The sequence below is a fragment of the Enterococcus sp. DIV0187 genome (genome assembly GCF_051713785.1).
Taxonomy (GTDB): domain Bacteria; phylum Bacillota; class Bacilli; order Lactobacillales; family Enterococcaceae; genus Enterococcus_A; species Enterococcus_A avium.
The window spans coordinates 943587-960986 of the sequence record NZ_JBIOQO010000002.1 but is presented as its reverse complement, the minus strand read 5'-3'; the positions used below and the strand labels follow the sequence as shown (position 1 = coordinate 960986).

At 39.2% G+C, this 17400-nt stretch carries 16 protein-coding genes; 5 read left to right on the top strand and 11 right to left on the bottom strand.

The window, feature by feature from the left end:
- The first annotated feature begins 101 nt into the window (after positions 1-101).
- The 3 genes from IGI52_RS24600 to IGI52_RS24590 all read left to right on the top strand — a co-directional run bounded on the left by IGI52_RS24600 (position 102) and on the right by IGI52_RS24590 (position 2903).
- Positions 102-809: a response regulator transcription factor gene (locus IGI52_RS24600; RefSeq protein WP_048719563.1), complete on the top strand. Its 708-nt coding sequence runs from the start codon at positions 102-104 to the stop codon at positions 807-809.
- The gene (locus IGI52_RS24595) at positions 799-2151 is read left to right on the top strand and encodes a sensor histidine kinase (RefSeq protein ID WP_016178660.1); all 1353 of its coding nucleotides are present in this window, start codon (positions 799-801) and stop codon (positions 2149-2151) included. The genes IGI52_RS24600 and IGI52_RS24595 overlap by 11 nt, the downstream gene beginning before the upstream one ends.
- A 116-nt stretch (positions 2152-2267) precedes the next feature.
- The gene (locus tag IGI52_RS24590) at positions 2268-2903 is read left to right on the top strand and encodes a PepSY domain-containing protein (protein WP_016178661.1); all 636 of its coding nucleotides are present in this window, start codon (positions 2268-2270) and stop codon (positions 2901-2903) included.
- A 278-nt stretch (positions 2904-3181) separates the two neighbouring features.
- On the opposite strand, the gene IGI52_RS24585 is transcribed toward IGI52_RS24590, so the two are convergent.
- On the bottom strand, positions 3182-4507 hold the full coding sequence (locus IGI52_RS24585; RefSeq protein WP_438782638.1) for a replication-associated recombination protein A: 1326 nt from the start codon (positions 4505-4507) through the stop codon (positions 3182-3184).
- Positions 4508-4658: 151 nt separating this feature from the next.
- A complete protein-coding gene (locus IGI52_RS24580; RefSeq protein ID WP_438782637.1) occupies positions 4659-5378 on the bottom strand; it encodes a hypothetical protein in 720 nt (239 codons plus the stop codon).
- A gap of 196 nt (positions 5379-5574) precedes the next feature.
- Between IGI52_RS24580 and IGI52_RS24575 the strand changes: the two genes are divergently transcribed.
- Entirely contained in the window at positions 5575-6522 is a 948-nt protein-coding gene (locus IGI52_RS24575) for an alpha/beta hydrolase (RefSeq protein ID WP_048719568.1), read from the top strand.
- 161 nt (positions 6523-6683) lie between these two features.
- Here IGI52_RS24575 and IGI52_RS24570 read toward each other — a convergent pair whose 3' ends face one another.
- The 9 genes from IGI52_RS24570 to IGI52_RS24530 form a co-directional block, all read right to left on the bottom strand.
- On the bottom strand, positions 6684-7544 hold the full coding sequence (locus IGI52_RS24570) for an ROK family protein (RefSeq protein WP_048719570.1): 861 nt from the start codon (positions 7542-7544) through the stop codon (positions 6684-6686).
- 38 nt (positions 7545-7582) lie between these two features.
- Positions 7583-8701 (bottom strand): glycoside hydrolase family 172 protein, encoded by a 1119-nt coding sequence (locus tag IGI52_RS24565; protein ID WP_002287020.1) that lies wholly within the window; start codon positions 8699-8701, stop codon positions 7583-7585.
- On the bottom strand, positions 8698-10797 hold the full coding sequence (locus IGI52_RS24560) for a glycoside hydrolase (protein WP_438782636.1): 2100 nt from the start codon (positions 10795-10797) through the stop codon (positions 8698-8700). The genes IGI52_RS24565 and IGI52_RS24560 overlap by 4 nt, the downstream gene beginning before the upstream one ends.
- 49 nt (positions 10798-10846) lie before the next feature.
- Positions 10847-11668 carry a PTS system mannose/fructose/sorbose family transporter subunit IID gene (locus IGI52_RS24555; RefSeq protein ID WP_438782635.1) on the bottom strand — a complete coding sequence of 274 codons (822 nt, stop codon included), beginning with the start codon at positions 11666-11668 and terminating at the stop codon, positions 10847-10849.
- On the bottom strand, positions 11665-12474 hold the full coding sequence (locus IGI52_RS24550; RefSeq protein WP_127979842.1) for a PTS sugar transporter subunit IIC: 810 nt from the start codon (positions 12472-12474) through the stop codon (positions 11665-11667). The genes IGI52_RS24555 and IGI52_RS24550 overlap by 4 nt, the downstream gene beginning before the upstream one ends.
- 20 nt (positions 12475-12494) lie before the next feature.
- Positions 12495-12989 carry a PTS sugar transporter subunit IIB gene (locus IGI52_RS24545; RefSeq protein WP_102872976.1) on the bottom strand — a complete coding sequence of 165 codons (495 nt, stop codon included), beginning with the start codon at positions 12987-12989 and terminating at the stop codon, positions 12495-12497.
- 11 nt (positions 12990-13000) lie between these two features.
- Entirely contained in the window at positions 13001-13423 is a 423-nt protein-coding gene (locus IGI52_RS24540) for a PTS sugar transporter subunit IIA (RefSeq protein WP_227655675.1), read from the bottom strand.
- 143 nt (positions 13424-13566) lie between these two features.
- Positions 13567-16185: a sigma 54-interacting transcriptional regulator gene (locus IGI52_RS24535; RefSeq protein WP_438782634.1), complete on the bottom strand. Its 2619-nt coding sequence runs from the start codon at positions 16183-16185 to the stop codon at positions 13567-13569.
- Between the two features lie 321 nt (positions 16186-16506).
- Positions 16507-16932 carry a PRD domain-containing protein gene (locus tag IGI52_RS24530; RefSeq protein WP_438782633.1) on the bottom strand — a complete coding sequence of 142 codons (426 nt, stop codon included), beginning with the start codon at positions 16930-16932 and terminating at the stop codon, positions 16507-16509.
- Between the two features lie 126 nt (positions 16933-17058).
- Between IGI52_RS24530 and IGI52_RS24525 the strand changes: the two genes are divergently transcribed.
- The gene (locus IGI52_RS24525; RefSeq protein ID WP_438782632.1) at positions 17059-17274 is read left to right on the top strand and encodes a DUF3955 domain-containing protein; all 216 of its coding nucleotides are present in this window, start codon (positions 17059-17061) and stop codon (positions 17272-17274) included.
- Positions 17275-17400: the final 126 nt, after the last annotated feature.

The following is a 17400-nucleotide window of genomic DNA, read 5'->3' as shown; positions in this document are numbered from 1 at the left end:
ATAATTGACCTGCGCGTAAAAGCCGTCTACTCTAAAAGAAAAAGGTATTCGTTCAATCTTCCTATTAACGAAAATTTGTCCCATTAGATAAGGAGAAAAGCATGAAAAAACCAGTAATTTTGATTGTTGAAGACGAAGAAAGTTTAGTCAGCTTTATCGCTGAAGAATTAAAATATGAAAACTATGAGGTACTGATTGCCGCAGATGGTCAAGAAGCGTTGACTCTTTTCGATGTCAATGAAGAAAGGGTCAATTTGCTGCTGCTGGATTGGATGCTGCCAAAGGTAGATGGATTGACTGTTGCACGAAAAATTCGTCGACGTAGTCAAGTCCCTATCCTAATGATGACTGCCAGAGATCAAGTAGTGGACAAAGTGTCAGGCTTAGATGCTGGAGTAGATGATTATCTCACCAAGCCCTTTGATATTGAAGAATTGTTGGCCCGCATTCGTGTGATTCTTCGACGAGAGGAGCGGATACAGTCCTTACAAAATGAGCCAATCATCAACCAATATCAGGACTTGACCATGGATGTGGTGAAAAGAACTGTAACACGGGATGGCCAGACTATTATGCTTACACAGAAGGAGTTTGACCTTCTTTATGAACTAATGAAAAAGCCGGAGGAGGTTTTTACTAGAGATGAGTTATTAAATGAGGTCTGGGGCTATGATTATATTGGTCAAACCAATACAGTCGACGTTTTTGTTCGAGCGCTGCGTAACAAATTAGATGACGACCAACACCCTCGCTTGATCCAAACAGTCCGAGGCGTTGGTTATGTCTTGAGGGCTGATGATGAAAAATAAAAAAGAACAAGGAAAAACACTGCAGTATCAACTGATTACTCGTTTTAGTATGATCATGCTGGGATTAGTCTTACTAGTCAATCTTCTAATCCTCAGTGTCACTGCACTGCAGTTGTATGAATCCAGTAAGAAAGAAACCGAAGCCATTAAGGATGCGCTGTCTCAAGTAGAGACACAGACCAATCAGGAATGGAAAAATACCCTGCAGCTTTATATCGCCGCAGATGATCCTAGGTATTTTATCCGTGTTTCATTAGAAAAAGGCAGCACAGTATATTCCAGCGATGCCTATCAGCTTTATGACAGCTTTCAACAGCTGAGACAGCTCCCCTTTTTATCAGATGTTCTATGGGATGAGGATACGCCCTATTTGTTTCAACAATTTTATGTAAAAAATACCAGCGTGGCAGTACTCACCAGTATGGAAGATAATTTTGAAATTCTAGCGACTCTCTTTCTGTGGTCTTTAGAAATATCCATGCTGATCATACTGCTAGGAATCTTTTTCGTCGCTAGATTTGCAAAAAAAATCAGTGCTCCGCTAGTAAAGATGAATCAAGAGGTCTTGAATTTGTCTAAGCATCCGCAAACAAACGAACGATTATCAATACCACTTTCACCCAAAGAAGCAGATAATCTTGCAAGCTCCTTCAACCGGCTGCTTCAACAGCAGGAACAGCTGATGCAGCGAGAGCGGCAATTTATCTCAGATGCTTCCCATGAATTGAAGACACCATTGGCTGCAATTCGAGGTCACGTCAATCTTATCAAGCGGCGCGGGAAAGAGCACCCTGAAGTTTTAGAAAAATCGTTACCCTTTATTGATAAGGAATCTCAACGAATGGAATTATTAGCCAATCAACTGCTAATTCTTGACCGCGAGAGACAGCAAGGAGAAGTGCAGCAGCTATTTCTAGCAGCACTCATCCGTACTACGCTTGAAGAATACACGACACTGATGCCCCAGAAGTTGAAATTAGATTTAGATGAAACAGCCAGCATAATCGGCAATTCTGAACAGTTCTATCAAATTATTCGTAATTTAGTTGAAAATGCCATTAAGTATACACCAAATGAAGGAGAAATTACTATCTCTCTCACTGCAGCTGAAAAAGAAATCACTTTAAAAATTGCCAATACAGGAGAACGTATCCCTGATAGCGAAAAAGAAAAGGTTTTTGAACGCTTTTATCGCATCGATCGCTCCCGCTCTAGTAAAATTCCCGGAACTGGGATTGGTCTGGCAATCGTGAAGCAATTGACGGAGCTTTATCATGGGAGCATCATAGTCACTGATCATCAACCAAGTGGCGCGTGCTTTACTTTGAAGTTTCCTAACTAAAATGAAGATTTCTTCATGAAGCTTTCATCCCATCTTGAATTTTCAGTACCCTCAGCCAGTTATACTTTAAGTATAGAAAAGATATAAAAAGATGAATTGCGAAAGGAAGAAAACAAATGAAAACAAAAGGATTACTTTTACTAATTACTGGTTCTGCTCTATTACTACTTGCTGGTTGTGGAGACAATTCTGCTCAGCTTGAAAATGGTACTCAACAGGAGGCGAGCAGTCAGAGCGTTGCCCAAGAAAGTCAATCAACACAAACGAACAGCTCCACTGCTTCTAGCTCAACAAAAAACACTGATTCAGCAACAAAACAGATGTCTCTAGATGAGATTATCGCTCTTTACCAGAAAAATAAGCCAAATACAGATATCACCGGCATTGAAATTGAATCACGAATGAGTAAGTTTGTCTATGAGGTAAAAGGAATGGATGACAGTAAGGAATACAAACTTTTCTTCACAGAAACTGGCGAGCTTCAACATCAAGAAGAAGAAATGCTAGATGAGGATGAACGGAATGGAAACGAACGAAACAATGAAAAGCTTGATCTCAAAAACCTATTGCCATTAGATCAAATCAACAGCATCGCCAAAAAGGAAGTCAACGGCGACATCACAGAATGGTCATTGGAACGAGAACTATCAAAAACCTACTGGGATGTAAAAATTGTTAATAATGGTCAACAATCTGATGTCTCAATTGATGCTCAGTCAGGAAATGTATTGGAAGTAGAAATGGACGACTAAAAACACAAAGCTGGTCTCAACTATTTGATATTGTTGGGATCAGCTTTTTAACTATAGGGAAAGGATAAAATTTTTGCATGAATAAATTGCTTTACAGCGTCCGGCTTTACTAATTAGATTTGATCTAAGTGATTTGCACTTATCTCTTTTGCGATATTTTTATTTTTTTATAAACAAAAAGTACGACAGGATTATTTAAAATCAATCCCACCACACTGCCAATTCCCTATTTCGAGAATCAAAAAGTAGCACGTTGTTTCCACTTTAAGTTTTTCTCTTTACTCATCATACTCTGCATGCCATTTTTCGATTGCTTCTTTTCGTTCCTTGAAGCGTTTTTCATTTCCCTGTGTCGTTGGTAAATAATAGTGATGCCCTTCCAATGAGGGCGGCATCGTCTTCATCGAAGTTAATTTAGCTTCAGTAGAATGGGCATATTGGTAATCCTCACCATAATGCAATTCTTTCATCAGCTTAGTAGGCGCATTGCGAATAACTAAAGGAACAGGTTCGTTCATGGTTTCGTAGACATCCTTTTTTGCCCTTTGATAGGCTGCATCCACCGCATTTGACTTGGGCGCCAAGGATAAATAGATCACCGCTTGCGTTAAGTGGACATTGCACTCGGGCAAACCGATGAACTGGCAGGATTGAAAGACTGTATTCGCTAATTCTAATGCTCGAATATCTGCTAAACCAATGTCTTCACTAGCAAATCGAACCAGTCTTCTAGCGATGAACAATGGATCTTCGCCTGATTCTACCATCCGAGCCAGCCAATAGATCGCTGCATCAACATCACTATTACGCATTGATTTGTGCAAAGCCGAAATTGTATTGTAGTGCTCTTCGCCTTTTTTATCATAAAGAAATGATTTTCGCTCAATTAAATCTAGCAGCTTGTCTTCCTTCAATGTGACCGTATCCGCTTTTTTCTCTCCGTTTAGAACAGCCATTTCCAGTGTATTCAGCGCTACTCTGGCATCACCATTGGCGTATTTCGCGATGGAATCAAGTACCTGATCGTCCAGTTCAATTTTTAGTTTTGGAAAACCCTTTGGACTATCGATTGCCTGCTTCAACAGTTGTAAAATATCTTCACTTTCCAATTGATTTAAAACAAATACCTTACTACGCGACAGCAATGCCGAATTAATCTCAAAGGATGGATTCTCTGTAGTGGCGCCAATCAGAATGATACTGCCATTTTCAACATAAGGTAAGAAAGCATCCTGCTGCGCCTTGTTAAAGCGATGGATTTCATCCACAAAGACGATCGTTTTCGTACCAAAAGTCCGATTATGCTCCGCATCCTTCATGACCGTTTTTATTTCTTTGATTCCGCTAGTGACCGCACTGAAATTGATAAATTCAGATTTTGTTTGATTTGCGATGATACGGGCCAATGTTGTCTTGCCTACTCCTGGCGGTCCCCAAAAAATCATTGACGAGACGCGATCATTTTCAATGATTTCCCGCAACAGCTTCCCTTTACCTAGTAAATGTTTTTGTCCCACAAAATCGTCTAGCGTTTCAGGACGAACGCGTGTCGCTAATGGTTCACTCTCTTCTCTGGACTTTTCAAAAATTGATCCTTGTCTCATTCAATCCCCTCCTAAAAACGAACGTTTGTTCTATTTTAACACTTTTGAGCTTTTTTTACAAAATTGTCTACTTACTTTGAACGACAAAAAACCGTACAAATCCTATAACAGATTGTACGGTCACGTTCTAATTAATCTTAACCAAAAAGAGTCAATACGAATACATTAGCTCTCTAAGCTTTTCCTGTGCTGCCTGATCCTCAGAAATTTGAAAACTTTTATTCGGTGTGTAACTGCCTAAGCTTCCATCATCCGCGTATTCGCCAAACCCTGTGTTCGTACTCACAGGCTCACCGTTTCCTGTTTTCAATTCATAAACAACACCATTATCGCCTAATAAATACTTACTGACAGGTTTACTATAATCCATTTTTACAGAATAATTTGCCGCAAATGATCCTGCCATAAGCTCTTGCTTACCAACGCTCCCGTCTTTTGATGTATAAAAGACGCATCCGCCGATAGCATGAATAGGAAACGCATTTTCCCCTGGCACGCCATTATTCTGAACTTGCACCTGACCATCTGGGGTATTGGCATACCAATCACCACGTCCTGCCGCTCCATGATCAAAAAACCAATAACTAACCGCCATATTTCCTATTACAGCACGTCCCCCCGCCCAATCAAGAAACGCCTGATTCATTTGTCCTTTCTGAGCATCAGTAAGTTGAGCCTTACTACTAGATTCAGTCGTACTGCTGCTTTGCGACGCTGATGATACGGTTGATTCAGATATTTGACTTGACGAGGTTTCTGGTGCTAAAGAAACACTTCTCGATGTTTCTGCTTCTTCTTTCTTAGTTGAATTGCAGCCTGACAATAAAAATACGACACAAAATCCTAACATAATAAAACTAATTTTTTTCATCTTAATCCCCCGAAAAATGAACTGATTTTTTTAATTTTACCACTAAGTAAAGTAAAAAGAATGAGAAAAAAGCAAGAACCAGTTTACAATTGAGATTTTCACGGTTTTTATTAGCGAATAGTTTAACAAGCCGATTCCTTTGAAATGATAGCGGTTGCTATTATGATAAATGGGAACCAAGAAAGAAGGAAATGATATGACAGAAAGAATCTCTTTAGAAAAATCAGCCTTAGAATTTAGTATCGCTAATGAAAAAGAACCTTATATTTATCAATTACCTATAGATGAAGCACGTGCACTTTTAGAGGAAGTTCAAGATTCTCCAGTAGAAAAATTGGACGCAGATATTCAAGATGAAACATGGGAGCTAGGGAAATATGGAACGATTAACGTTCGAACCGTAAAACCAAGAGATACCACTGAGAAACTGCCAGTCATTCTTTATATTCATGGCGCTGGTTGGGTATTGGGCAGTGCGCAGACTCATGACAAATTAGTTCGCGAATTAGCCGTAAGAACCAACTCCATTGTTTTTGTTCCTGAATATGATCGTTCTCCTGAAGCAAAATATCCCGTGGCGATCGAACAAAGCTATGCCACACTGTTGAAATTAGTCGCGGATGCAGATGGAAAGTATGACACTGATCGCATCACGATTGCTGGTGACAGCGTGGGCGGAAATATGGCGACAGTCCTTACGATGTTGGCTAAGGATCGCCAAGGACCAAAAATCAATCAGCAATTATTATATTATCCTGTAACGAATCACGCATTTGATACGGACTCCTATAAACAATTTGCGACTGATTATTTCTTAGCTAAAGAAGGAATGAAATGGTTTTGGAATCATTATTTACCAGAAGGTCAAGACGCAACAATCAAAACAATCTCACCACTTCAGGCTTCTAAAGAAGAGTTGACCGGACTGCCAGCAGCTATGATTCTTAATGGCGAAGCCGATGTGTTAAGAGATGAAGGTGAAGAATATGCTCGCCATTTGCGGGATGCCGGAGTAGATGTGACACAAGTCCGCTTTCAAGGGATGATCCATGATTTCGTAATGGTCAATTCTATGGATCAAAGCCACGCGACAAGAGCTGCAATGGATGTCTCTACCGATTGGTTGAATAAACGAAATAAATAGAATGTGAAAAAGGATCGGACAAATGTTGCTGTTTGCTCGATCCTTTTTTATTTGAATTCATTTTCGCTTTATCCAACTTCATTTGATCATTTGATTACTCAGTTGAATGCTTTTGACATGAGTACCAATGAAACCTTCATTAATTACAGTTGCTTATTTCTTCATGCCTTTCTAGCCAATGCTAATCCGCCAATTATTCCAGCATTATCGCCTAATTTGGGCATAACAATGTAGCTATCAATTGGTGGTATTTCAACATATCCATTTATAAGCTCAACGAATTTATCCTGAACTTTTTTCTTCATGTGTTCTTGTTTCATCACACCACCGCCAAAAATAATTCTATCTGGCGAAAGCATCAGTGTTGTATTGTATGCACATTGGGCAAGGTAAAAGGCTTCAATTTGCCAAAACGAATCGTCAGCCAGTAAATTCTGACCTTTTACACCCAATCGTTTTTCAATCGCCGGTCCCGATGCCATCCCTTCTAAACAATCTTGGTGGAAGGGACAGTTTCCTGAAAAATTGTCCTTTGGATGTCGCTTGATCAACATATGACCCATTTCCGGATGACTGAATCCCTCCACGAAAGTCCCATTGAGCAAGGCACCACCTCCTATACCTGTTCCCACAGTGAAATATGCAACACTTGCTAACCCTTTGCCAGAACCAGCAACATATTCACCATAGCAAGCCGCATTAACATCTGTTGTCCATTCAATCGGAATATTGAAATGTTGCTTTAGCGTTCCTACAAAATTGAAATTTTGCCAAGCAAGTTTTGGTGTTGATGTGATATGACCGAAACTCGTTGATTTGCATTGAATATCAATTGGACCAAAGCAGCCGACCCCGATGCCTGCCAATTGTTCCTTAAAAGGTTTAAAAAAATCAATGACCTGCTTCATTGTTTCAACTGGAGTTGTTGTGGGAAAACTGACTCTTTCCAAAATCGTTAATTCCTCAGTACCGACTGCACAGACAAATTTAGTCCCTCCAGCTTCAATTGCCCCATATATCATCATAGGTTCCTCCCTTCGAATATGTGAAAAACACTTCATTAACGCGGCAAGCGTTCTCGATCAGTGAAATGACGTTTAGTATTTCCTGAAGCTTCTGTTGAATACCAGTAAGCGACACTAGCAACATCGTCTTGCCGCTCAAATAAGCGAACATCATCGTTGCCGATTTGTTGTAAAGTGACCGATAAATCTTCGGTAAAACAGATGGGGTCTTGAAGATGCCAACGATAAAGACCATGTCGTGGCATTGCGTCGTCACCAAAGGCATGAACGGCATTCAATTTTCCCGTTTCAAAACGATCTCTTGTGGCATCTCTATTTGATTGGTAAGGATACCCTAAAAAGGCTGTTGAATAGTTTTTCGCATGTGGACGTCCGAACTCATCGTACTCATGAAAGGCCCACGCCCCGCCAAAATAATCTTCTGAACCTGTTGAGGTTACGGTCGGATACTCACTATCCCCATCAATGTAGAATTTAAACTCGCCTTCGCCCCACCAATAACGTTCTAGGCAGGTAAGCGCAAGGTAAGTACCCACGTAATAGCCTTGGCCCTTTAATCGATCAATTAACTTATAATCCTCCTGTAATTTGGTAATGCGTTCCCGATGCCAATTTGCGTGAAAATATAGGCTATTTTCTTCCAATTCGTCCACCAAAGCGTAATTTATCGTATAAAAAAATGAGGACATATCCTTCGGATGTAAATTCTCGATCGTAATTTTAGCGGATGTTTGGAAAGGCATTTCGAAATAGGAATTAAAGCCCCCCGTAGGATTAACCACTATCGGCAACGAGTTCACCTCGCAACGCTCTCCAAACCCATTACAAAAGAAATCCCCTAAAGGACTTTCAACAGCAGGGCTATCCGACCCATCCCAATAAATTCTTAAGATTAAATCACGTAAAACAAAACTGCCAAATTCTGTTCGATCACGAATCGTCATCCACATATGACGAATTATTCCCGTTCCAGTAATATCCGCAATCACAGTTTCTTCACCAGAAGTCAGCGGAATTGCGCCACGACCTTTGCGGCTTGGTCCTAGCTCGCTTGGCAACATCGCAGCTTTACCTTTCTCGCCCGTTGGATTTTCGGGAGTGATTGCTCGACTCTGGATTTTTTTAAATTGGGTAATATTTTTTAGTATACTCATCTTTTTCTCCTTTGAATGTGAATCGTTTTTCCCTTTTCTACGTGAAGAATTTTTTTCGTATCACTTATTTCCAATGGCTTTTCTGACAAATTTGAAATACTCAACTCGGATTGCGTACATTCAATCGAAATGAAGGCTTGACCGAACTTCAAATTTTTCCAAGAAAACGTTAAATTATCAACAGGATCAATTTGCAATACTCCTTTTTTGAATTTCAATCCGAAATATTGACTGATCATTAGACTGACAAAAAGCCCCGATGCCCAGCCGCATTTTCCGCAGCCAAAGTCTCGCACAACTTCTCCTTGTTTAGCCTCTAAGCGATACGGCCACCACCACCATGAACCGTCTAAATCTGCCAAACAAATCAGCTCCTCTAATCGGGTTACGAAGGCTTGATGGTTGTGCAGGTCACTCATTAAAACAGTGATAAAGCCAGGAAAAGTGGCGCCGGATTCTAATCCCCAAGTGATGCCTTTGATTTCCTCGCTATAGGTTGGATTGAAAGAACTAGCAGAAAAGGTCATGGTGTTCTGATATAAAGGATCTTTATTATCTAAAAATTGATAAAAAGGCATCAACGTAGTGTCTGATTCTTCTCCATCATGCATCAATAAATTGATTTTCCCATCCACAATCACATCACTTAAAAAGATTAACCCTTGCTCAAGAATCGGTTTTTGATAGTGCTTCACTGAATAGGTTGTTTTCTCCTCATCACCGATCCCCTCCAAAAATTGCTCCCCAAAAGGACCATCTATGGTCATTTGTTTACAAATTGATTCCTTTAGTTTACAGGCGATGTTTTTGTATCGCTCGCTAAGACTCAGTTGTTCTAGGGCTTCAAAAATTTCTGCAAGTCCACTACAGGCCTTCCAAAGACAATGATTGCTGCCGGTATGATACTTTCCAAGAGCAAAGGCATCTGATAACCAGATAGATGGAAAAAGCATTGGTTCCTCTGACTGATGTTGAGCTACTATGTCCTCAATAATCTTCGAAGCATTCAGTAGAACCTGCGGATGCCGCTCAAAGAATTTTGTATCCCCTGTATGTTCAAAATAAAGACTGGCGAGTAACGCACTGGATAACGAATTACTCAGAGAATGATTGATCCCTCCGGTAAATTTAGAACCAGGAAACTTAACGCCATATTGATCAAACCATAGAACCGTTTTTTGACATAACTCCGGTTCAAACATGGTGAATGGCAATGATGCGTAATACATATCCTTATTCCAAACTCTATTAGTAGCAGGATAGCTGCCCCAATTACTGCCGATGACCTGTCCCTGTCGATTCATACCAAAACTAGAAAAACTTTGATAAAGTGCACGACGATAGAGATGGACAACTCTATCGTCTGGCATTGACAGCTGCCCAAATAGCTGAGCAAAATAGTTCATTGTTTCCTTCAGCCATTTTTCGATATCAGATTCCTGAAAAGCCATTACTTCTTCACATGCATTTGGGTCTACAAACGCAATTGCGAAGCTTGCCATTTCCTGTTGTGCGATCGTGTCCTTATTTCCTTTTTGAGAAATCAACACATTTTGCTGATCCGAATACTTCTCTTGATACAAAGGCATATCTTTCACTGAAACTTGAAGGCTTTCGTGTGTTTCATTCACAATGTAAACCTGTTGAACAAGCATACTTAAACGCTTATTAGTCAGTATGGGAGCAAAGGATACTACAATGACCTTAAACGTCGAATAATGATGGATATATCTAGGCAAACAGTCTTGAATCACATCGACTTCAATACGATGATCCGGTTCTGATAAATGGTAGACAATCCCATTTACTTCAACTTTTAAGGATAACGAATTGGTTTGAGAGAGCTGTTTGTTGACCCAAACACCTGGTTTTTCCTCAGTTAGTAAATTTTCTCGATAAAAAGTCAACGTTTGAATCATCCCACAAATATCAAGGTTTGCTAATGTCTTTTGATTACTTACATCAAAGGTCAATCCCTTTACATCAGGGATATTTCGATAGTAGCTGTATTCGTTTGAGGTAGTCACAATTCCGTCGTTTAACTCGGTATTAAACAATGGATGCTTTGGAGAATGAATTACTTCATTAATAGTCATCTTTTCCCTCCTTGCTAAAAAACTGCAGCCTAGTAGCTGCAGCTTTCTACTATGCGATTCCAAGTAATGACAATAAAATTCCCAACACGACCATTCCAAAAATAATTTTGATGACGCCGACTTTTTTATCTAGTAATTTGAAACAGCCCAATGTTACCAATAAAGGTACAATTCCTTTAAAAATACTATCGAGGATTTCTTGGACATTCATTAGCTCTTCGCCCTTCATTGAAAAGCTCAAAACGGTATTGAATTTGACCATACTGATCGTCATTGCGCCTACCATGATCAGACCCAAGATACTAGCAGCTTCTGTCAGAATTTCAATTAACCCGTTCGCATACAGCTTTTCAATATATTTAGAGCCTAATGAATAGCCTAAAACGCCGCCATAGTATCGCATCAAGTAATTAGGTATATTGAACATAACTAAAAAGATAATTGGTGCCAAAATATTTCCGGCATTGGCTAAGTTGATCGCTAGTCCCGCGGTAACGACACGCCAAACTCCCCAGAACAATGAATCGCCAATTCCAGCCAATGGTCCCATCAAACTCGTTTTGATCGCGTTGATACTTTCCACGTCAAAACCAGCTTTTTCAGAATTTTCCTTCTCCATCGATGCCGCAATCCCCATGACAAAGGACGCGCAAGGAATGGTCGTCGAAAAATACTGTGTATGACGCTCCAGCGCCGCAGCTCGATCTTCTTCACTTTTGTAGAAATGATTAATGAAGGGCATCATAGAATAGGCGAAACCACCGCCGCCCATCGTCACCGGATTCACCGAAGCATACATGGTCATCGAGCGCCAAAACATCTTCCGAACCAATTTTTTCTCATCTTTAGAAATTCCATCAGCTAATTTCATTGAAAGAAATCCTCCTCTTCTTGGTCAAGCGTTGCATTTACAGCAGCATCGCTTTGAACTGCATGAACAGATATATTTTTTAGTTGTAGATCTCTTTGGGCTATAACAATTGCAATAATCGTTCCAACTGCGGCAATTGCAATCAATGGTAACTCGAGATACGCCATAACAACGGCCCCAAAGAAAAACCACACAGCAATATTTTTACTCCAAAGCATCCGTAACAGCATCGCCATCCCAACTGCCGGCAGCAGATTTCCAGCGACTGTTAATCCGTTCATGATGACCTCTGGAATATTATCCAAGACGCTTTTGACAACATCTGCTCCAAATAAAACGGCAAAGAATGGAATAAGAGCATAAAGCGCATAGTGGACAAACCACATAAAGAAGTGCAGATTGATGATTCCTTTTTGATCACCAGATTTTGCAAATTTGAAAAATTTAGCAGCCATCGGTCCACATACAAAAGAAAAAATCATATTCATTAACTGTAATCCTAATACTGCTAGTGGAAAGACGATTGGAATAACCGCATCCACGTTTCCTCCCATTTTGATTGCGAACGCTGTAGCCAGCCCAGCAGCCAAAGAAGGCTCCGCCGTACTAGAGATTCCAATATTGACGACACCCATAAAGATTGCTTCTAGTGACGCCCCGACAATCAATCCCGTCTGTAAATCCCCCATCAAAGCTCCTGCTAACGGAGCAACAACAATCGGACGACTCAACATAGACATTCCAAACATTTCATGTCCAGCTACTCCAATAAAAACGGCTAAAGCGACTACAAATGCATCATACATAATTTTTCTCCTTCCTTTTTCTAAAAATCACTCAAAATAGAAGTAGCTGAACGTTTTTCCATCGCCGGTGTAGGCTGAAAAACGGTATCTGGATAAAGTCCAACTAATTCTTTTAAGTCTTGAATTTCTGACGTCGTTAACATCACTTCCTTCGATAAGGTTTTCTTATCCTCCGATGGCGGTGTCATTTTCCCAGCATTTCCCACATTCATTAACTCGATTTCCGTTGGGAAAGCTTTCGCAACTTTTACCGCATCTTTGACATTAGGAACTAAAACCATCAAGCGCATGTCCTTCGCCCGCGGATCCTTTAACAAATGAATCGCATCATCAACTGTTTTAATAATGACTTTGACATTCGATGGTGCAGCCATCTTTAACGTCATCTTTTGAATATCGTTGGTAGCCGCCTCATCGCTGGCTACTACTAACCCGGTCAAATTTAGACTCTTTGTCCAAGTCATCGCTACTTGTCCATGAATTAATCGTTCATCAATTCGCACTGCTTTAATCATTTCTCTTCCTCCTAAAAAAAATCTTCCACTTCATTTACTACATGTACCTCATCAAGAATGGTCATCTTTAATTCCTGTTGGCATTTATTTACCAGTTCCTGAATATCCTCTGTTGTTAGTTCTTTGGTTGCCAATACTATTTCGAGCAAAATTGGCAGATTAAAACCAGACAAAACAGTTACAGCAATCTCTTTCTCCAAAAAGGTTTTGGTAATCTTCTGATTGACACTTCCGCCAAATAAATCGGTAAAAACAAAAATTTGATCCTGCTCATTCACCTGGTTTACAAATATATTCAACTCCTGTTCAAAATCACACTCATCCACATAAGCATTAATCACCGTGATCTCTTGAACCTGCCCCGTTAGTAATTGAATACTACTAAGAAAGCCTGAAGCCAAGTGACCGTGAGTCGCTATTAGAATTTTCTTCATATGGTTAATTCCTTTCTTTCTGTTCACTTTTATATAAGCAATTCCTGTGCCAACTTTTATAAACGTTGGTTCAATCAATTTAATTCCTACTAAATAAAAGTGTCTAACCTGAAAAAATAAGATTAGACACTTTTTTAGACATTTTATTTTTGAATATAGGGTCCTAATAATTCATAGAGTAGAGAAAGCTCATAGGCATTGACTTTAAAATTATATTTCATCTCCATTGATTGAAAAATACTTCTAGAAACATAATAAAATTCATCTTCATCTGGTTTCAAATCATAATTCGGTTCTTCAGATTTTTCTGTCCGCGCCAAGAATAAACGTTCCATCATCAATGCCGTATGCATATAAAGATTTAGTTTTACGCGGCCATTTAAAGTGAAATGATAGTAATTTTCATATTTAGAAATAACTGTTTCCACTTCACTCATCACGATTGTTGGGTTCAGAAAGTTTAAACGGTCCGCAATTCCTTCCAATGAAAAGAATTTTACTAGCTCCTGAATCAAGCGGTTAAATTCTGCCGGCTTCATTTCTGGACTCAAAATATTTTCTAAATTAGCTGCTCCATCACCATCTAAGATGTCATAAATATTAATATTAGGAATTGAAAAGGAACGCGGAAGATCCGAAGTCGTAATGACCAATTTTGTCTTGTCAAAATAAGTTTCATCATTTTGGTCGATTAATTCACGTAGTTCTCTGTAGTCCTTCGTGAAAACTTCGATAGATTCATCCGATAAATGATGGCGAAAAACATCCTTCAGTTTGTCCGAAATCCCCAATCCCGACATGCAAGAAATGATAATGTTGCTACTTTGAGAAAAGCCTTCAAAGTATTGAACATTGATTGAATATTTGTCTGCTGCATCCTCCGCAATCTGTTTAAATGGCGCATTCATCGTCAGCTTCAGGCCAATATCAAGTGCAATGGAGGTCGTCAAATTATTCAGAAGAAGTAATTCTCCTTTTAAATCGTTCTTGATCTGTGTGTAGATTTGATTTAAAGAGCCCATATCTACGATCAACACTAGACTATCTGTATTCACTTGCCGTTTCACGAAATTCCTTGTCGATTCGACAATCTCTGACACATTACTCTCTACCGGCATATCCAACGCTTCAAAAACATAATTACCGCATAATTGATTCACTACTGCTTGAATACTGCTAGCCGTACTATCTCCGTGAGCAAGCAACAGGCCCTTCAGCTCAATGGATTCATCTACATAATCAGATAAAGTCACGACAATAAGCAGTCTTAGAAAGTTCTCGTCCTTTTCTGAGAGCGGTGGTAAATGCTCCAAGAACTGATTACATAAATAAGTCGTCCGAGGTAGATTTGCAGCTAATGTACGATTTATCCCAGTTAAGTCTGTCTTATAGCTTGGGGAAATGACATAGGATCTGCTGATAATTTCTGCAACAGGTCCACTCGTCGTTAATCCGTACGTTTTTCCTAAAACGGATACCCAAACTTTTCTAAACATCTGAATCATCAACCTTCTACTCATCGATAAAAAAGACTCCTTATCAACGTGATGCACCAAATGCTGTACTTCATTCTTTAACGAAGAAAAATTTTCATTGAAATTACCTTCATTTATCAGCTGAGTAATTTTTTCCAAAATCGAATCATAATCAAACGGTTTGATTCGATCCGTTTTTATCTTTTGATTTTTCTTTATCAATAAACTAGTAATTGGCAAGCTTTCTACTTCGGATTCCAGCATATCTAACTGAATCAAAATCTCATTTTTCCCAATCGTTAATGGTTCTTCTTGTGTTCGACTGTAAACATCCGCACAACTGATTTTAATGATATTCTTCAGCCTACCAATATTCCCACTAAAGGGATGAGATAACATTAAAGACAAGGCTTCTCTTGAAACAATAATATCTTTTTGTAAAATATCCGCTTCATTTTGAAAGAATAGTTGAATCAGCTCTAATCGTTCTCGAATTGGGCGATCTTCAAAAGTTGGCAACATAACACTGATTTGAATACGTCGATCAAATGTATCTAATAAATAATCTTCACTCTTTTCCGTCGTGGCGAAGATAAAACGAACCTTGGCAGAATGCCAGTTTACATTTTCACCGACTGGACGATAGTTTCCAGTATCAATAAATAGAAAGAGCTTTTCTTGATTTTCTTTCGATAGACGATGGACCTCATCAAGAAAAAGATAGCCGTTGTTGGCCGTTGCCAATAATCCATCGGTATCCTTTTCAGCCCCCGTAAAAGCCCCCTTCTTGTATCCAAACAGTGTTGCCGAAAGCAGTTCGGGATTGTCCGCATAATCGGCACAATTTAAAATAGCAAATGGTGCATCTTCTTCAATAATTTGCTCATGGATAGCGTATTCAAAAATTTTTGTGGCTAAAAAACTTTTCCCAACACCCGTGGCCCCATTTATTAATACACTGAGTCCGTTAGGCGGATATTTGACAGCTGCAATACATTTTTGAATGACCTCTCTCAGACTTCCGTCATGACCAACCACAGAATGAAAGGCTTCATTTATTTGCTCCGTATTATCTACAACCGCATATTCATCTAAAGGCTTCCACAAAACAGGCTTTCCCGGTAATTTTTCGACCTTTTTATCTTCCACTAATCTCGTCAAATAATGACTGGCATTTTGACGAGAGATGCCTAGATTCTTCGAAATTGTCTCGGCAGTGACCGAAGATTTATTCCCGGCTAGTCGTATCAGCTCATCAAAAACTCGATCTTTTGCACTTTTTTTCATTTTCTCCCCACCAATCCGATGTGTCTAAAAGCATAATAAACTATCCGTTCCAATGTGTCTATTCCATATTTGAATTCCTATTTTTACGTTGAAACACAAATAAGCGAGCTTAAACTGATTATAAAACCATAATTAGATTAACAATCTCCCCCTCATACGACTAGCTTCTCTCACCAGCATCCAACCTACTTAGGCGAAAGAATAACTGCCGATTGTTTATCTTTTTTACAGTTACTTTCGAATATAAAAAAACCACCTTCAAATACTAGAAAATCTAATATTTGAAGGTAGTTCAGATTAACACTTATTACATACAAATATTCACATCTCCACCTGACGAACTCTTTCTATGTGCATCGTCAAGTACACTTCCTCCTCTAAAGGCGGTTTCACGTTATGGACCTTGTTCAAATAACTGATTACTTTTTCTGCACATTGAAAGGAAGACTGATATTGATCGAGGACAATGCGTATCATTTCTTCACTCATATCCATCATTTTGATCCCCTTTACCTGGCGAATCAAGAAATATTGAAGGTGGGAGACTAAGCGAGAAAAATTTATCGAGTTCTGGTCGATTTTGATTTGAAAATGATATTGGATAATGGAAATGATCTCCGAAATAATTTTTGTGACGTTCATCGCCTGTTGAATCGAATCATAATTGCTTCCACTACTGATGAAATGCATAGCAATTGCCGTTGATTCTGTTTCATCCAGTCCCACATCCTCCATCTCATTAATCACAATAGCATACTCCAAAAGACAAAGATGGTTGATATCTCAATGCCTTTCACAACTAACAATTTTGTCACACTTATTTTTTCTTAAGTTCTATTCTATATAATTTAGAAAAACAACGAAGGAGACACCATGAAAAAATTCATTATTCCTTGTATATTTCTTTTCTTGAGTATTTTGTTATTTTCGACTTCCGCCCTAGTCGGTTCTTACCTCGATTCAAGTGGAATGCTGATTGAACCAGCGTTCTTTTGTGTTCCGTTGGGCTACTTAACATTAGGACTTGCTTTCTTTACTTCCTTATACAGTTTCGTCAAACAAAGAATATTGAAGAAATACTCGGATTGATTCGCAGTAAATCCTCTGTTGAAGAAAAGTTAGTTTTTTCAACAACGAACTTTCGAGTATTAAAAAAGATGGTGATGTAGACATCAAGCGTCTGCATCGCCATCCTTTTTTTGTTCGTTACCAACA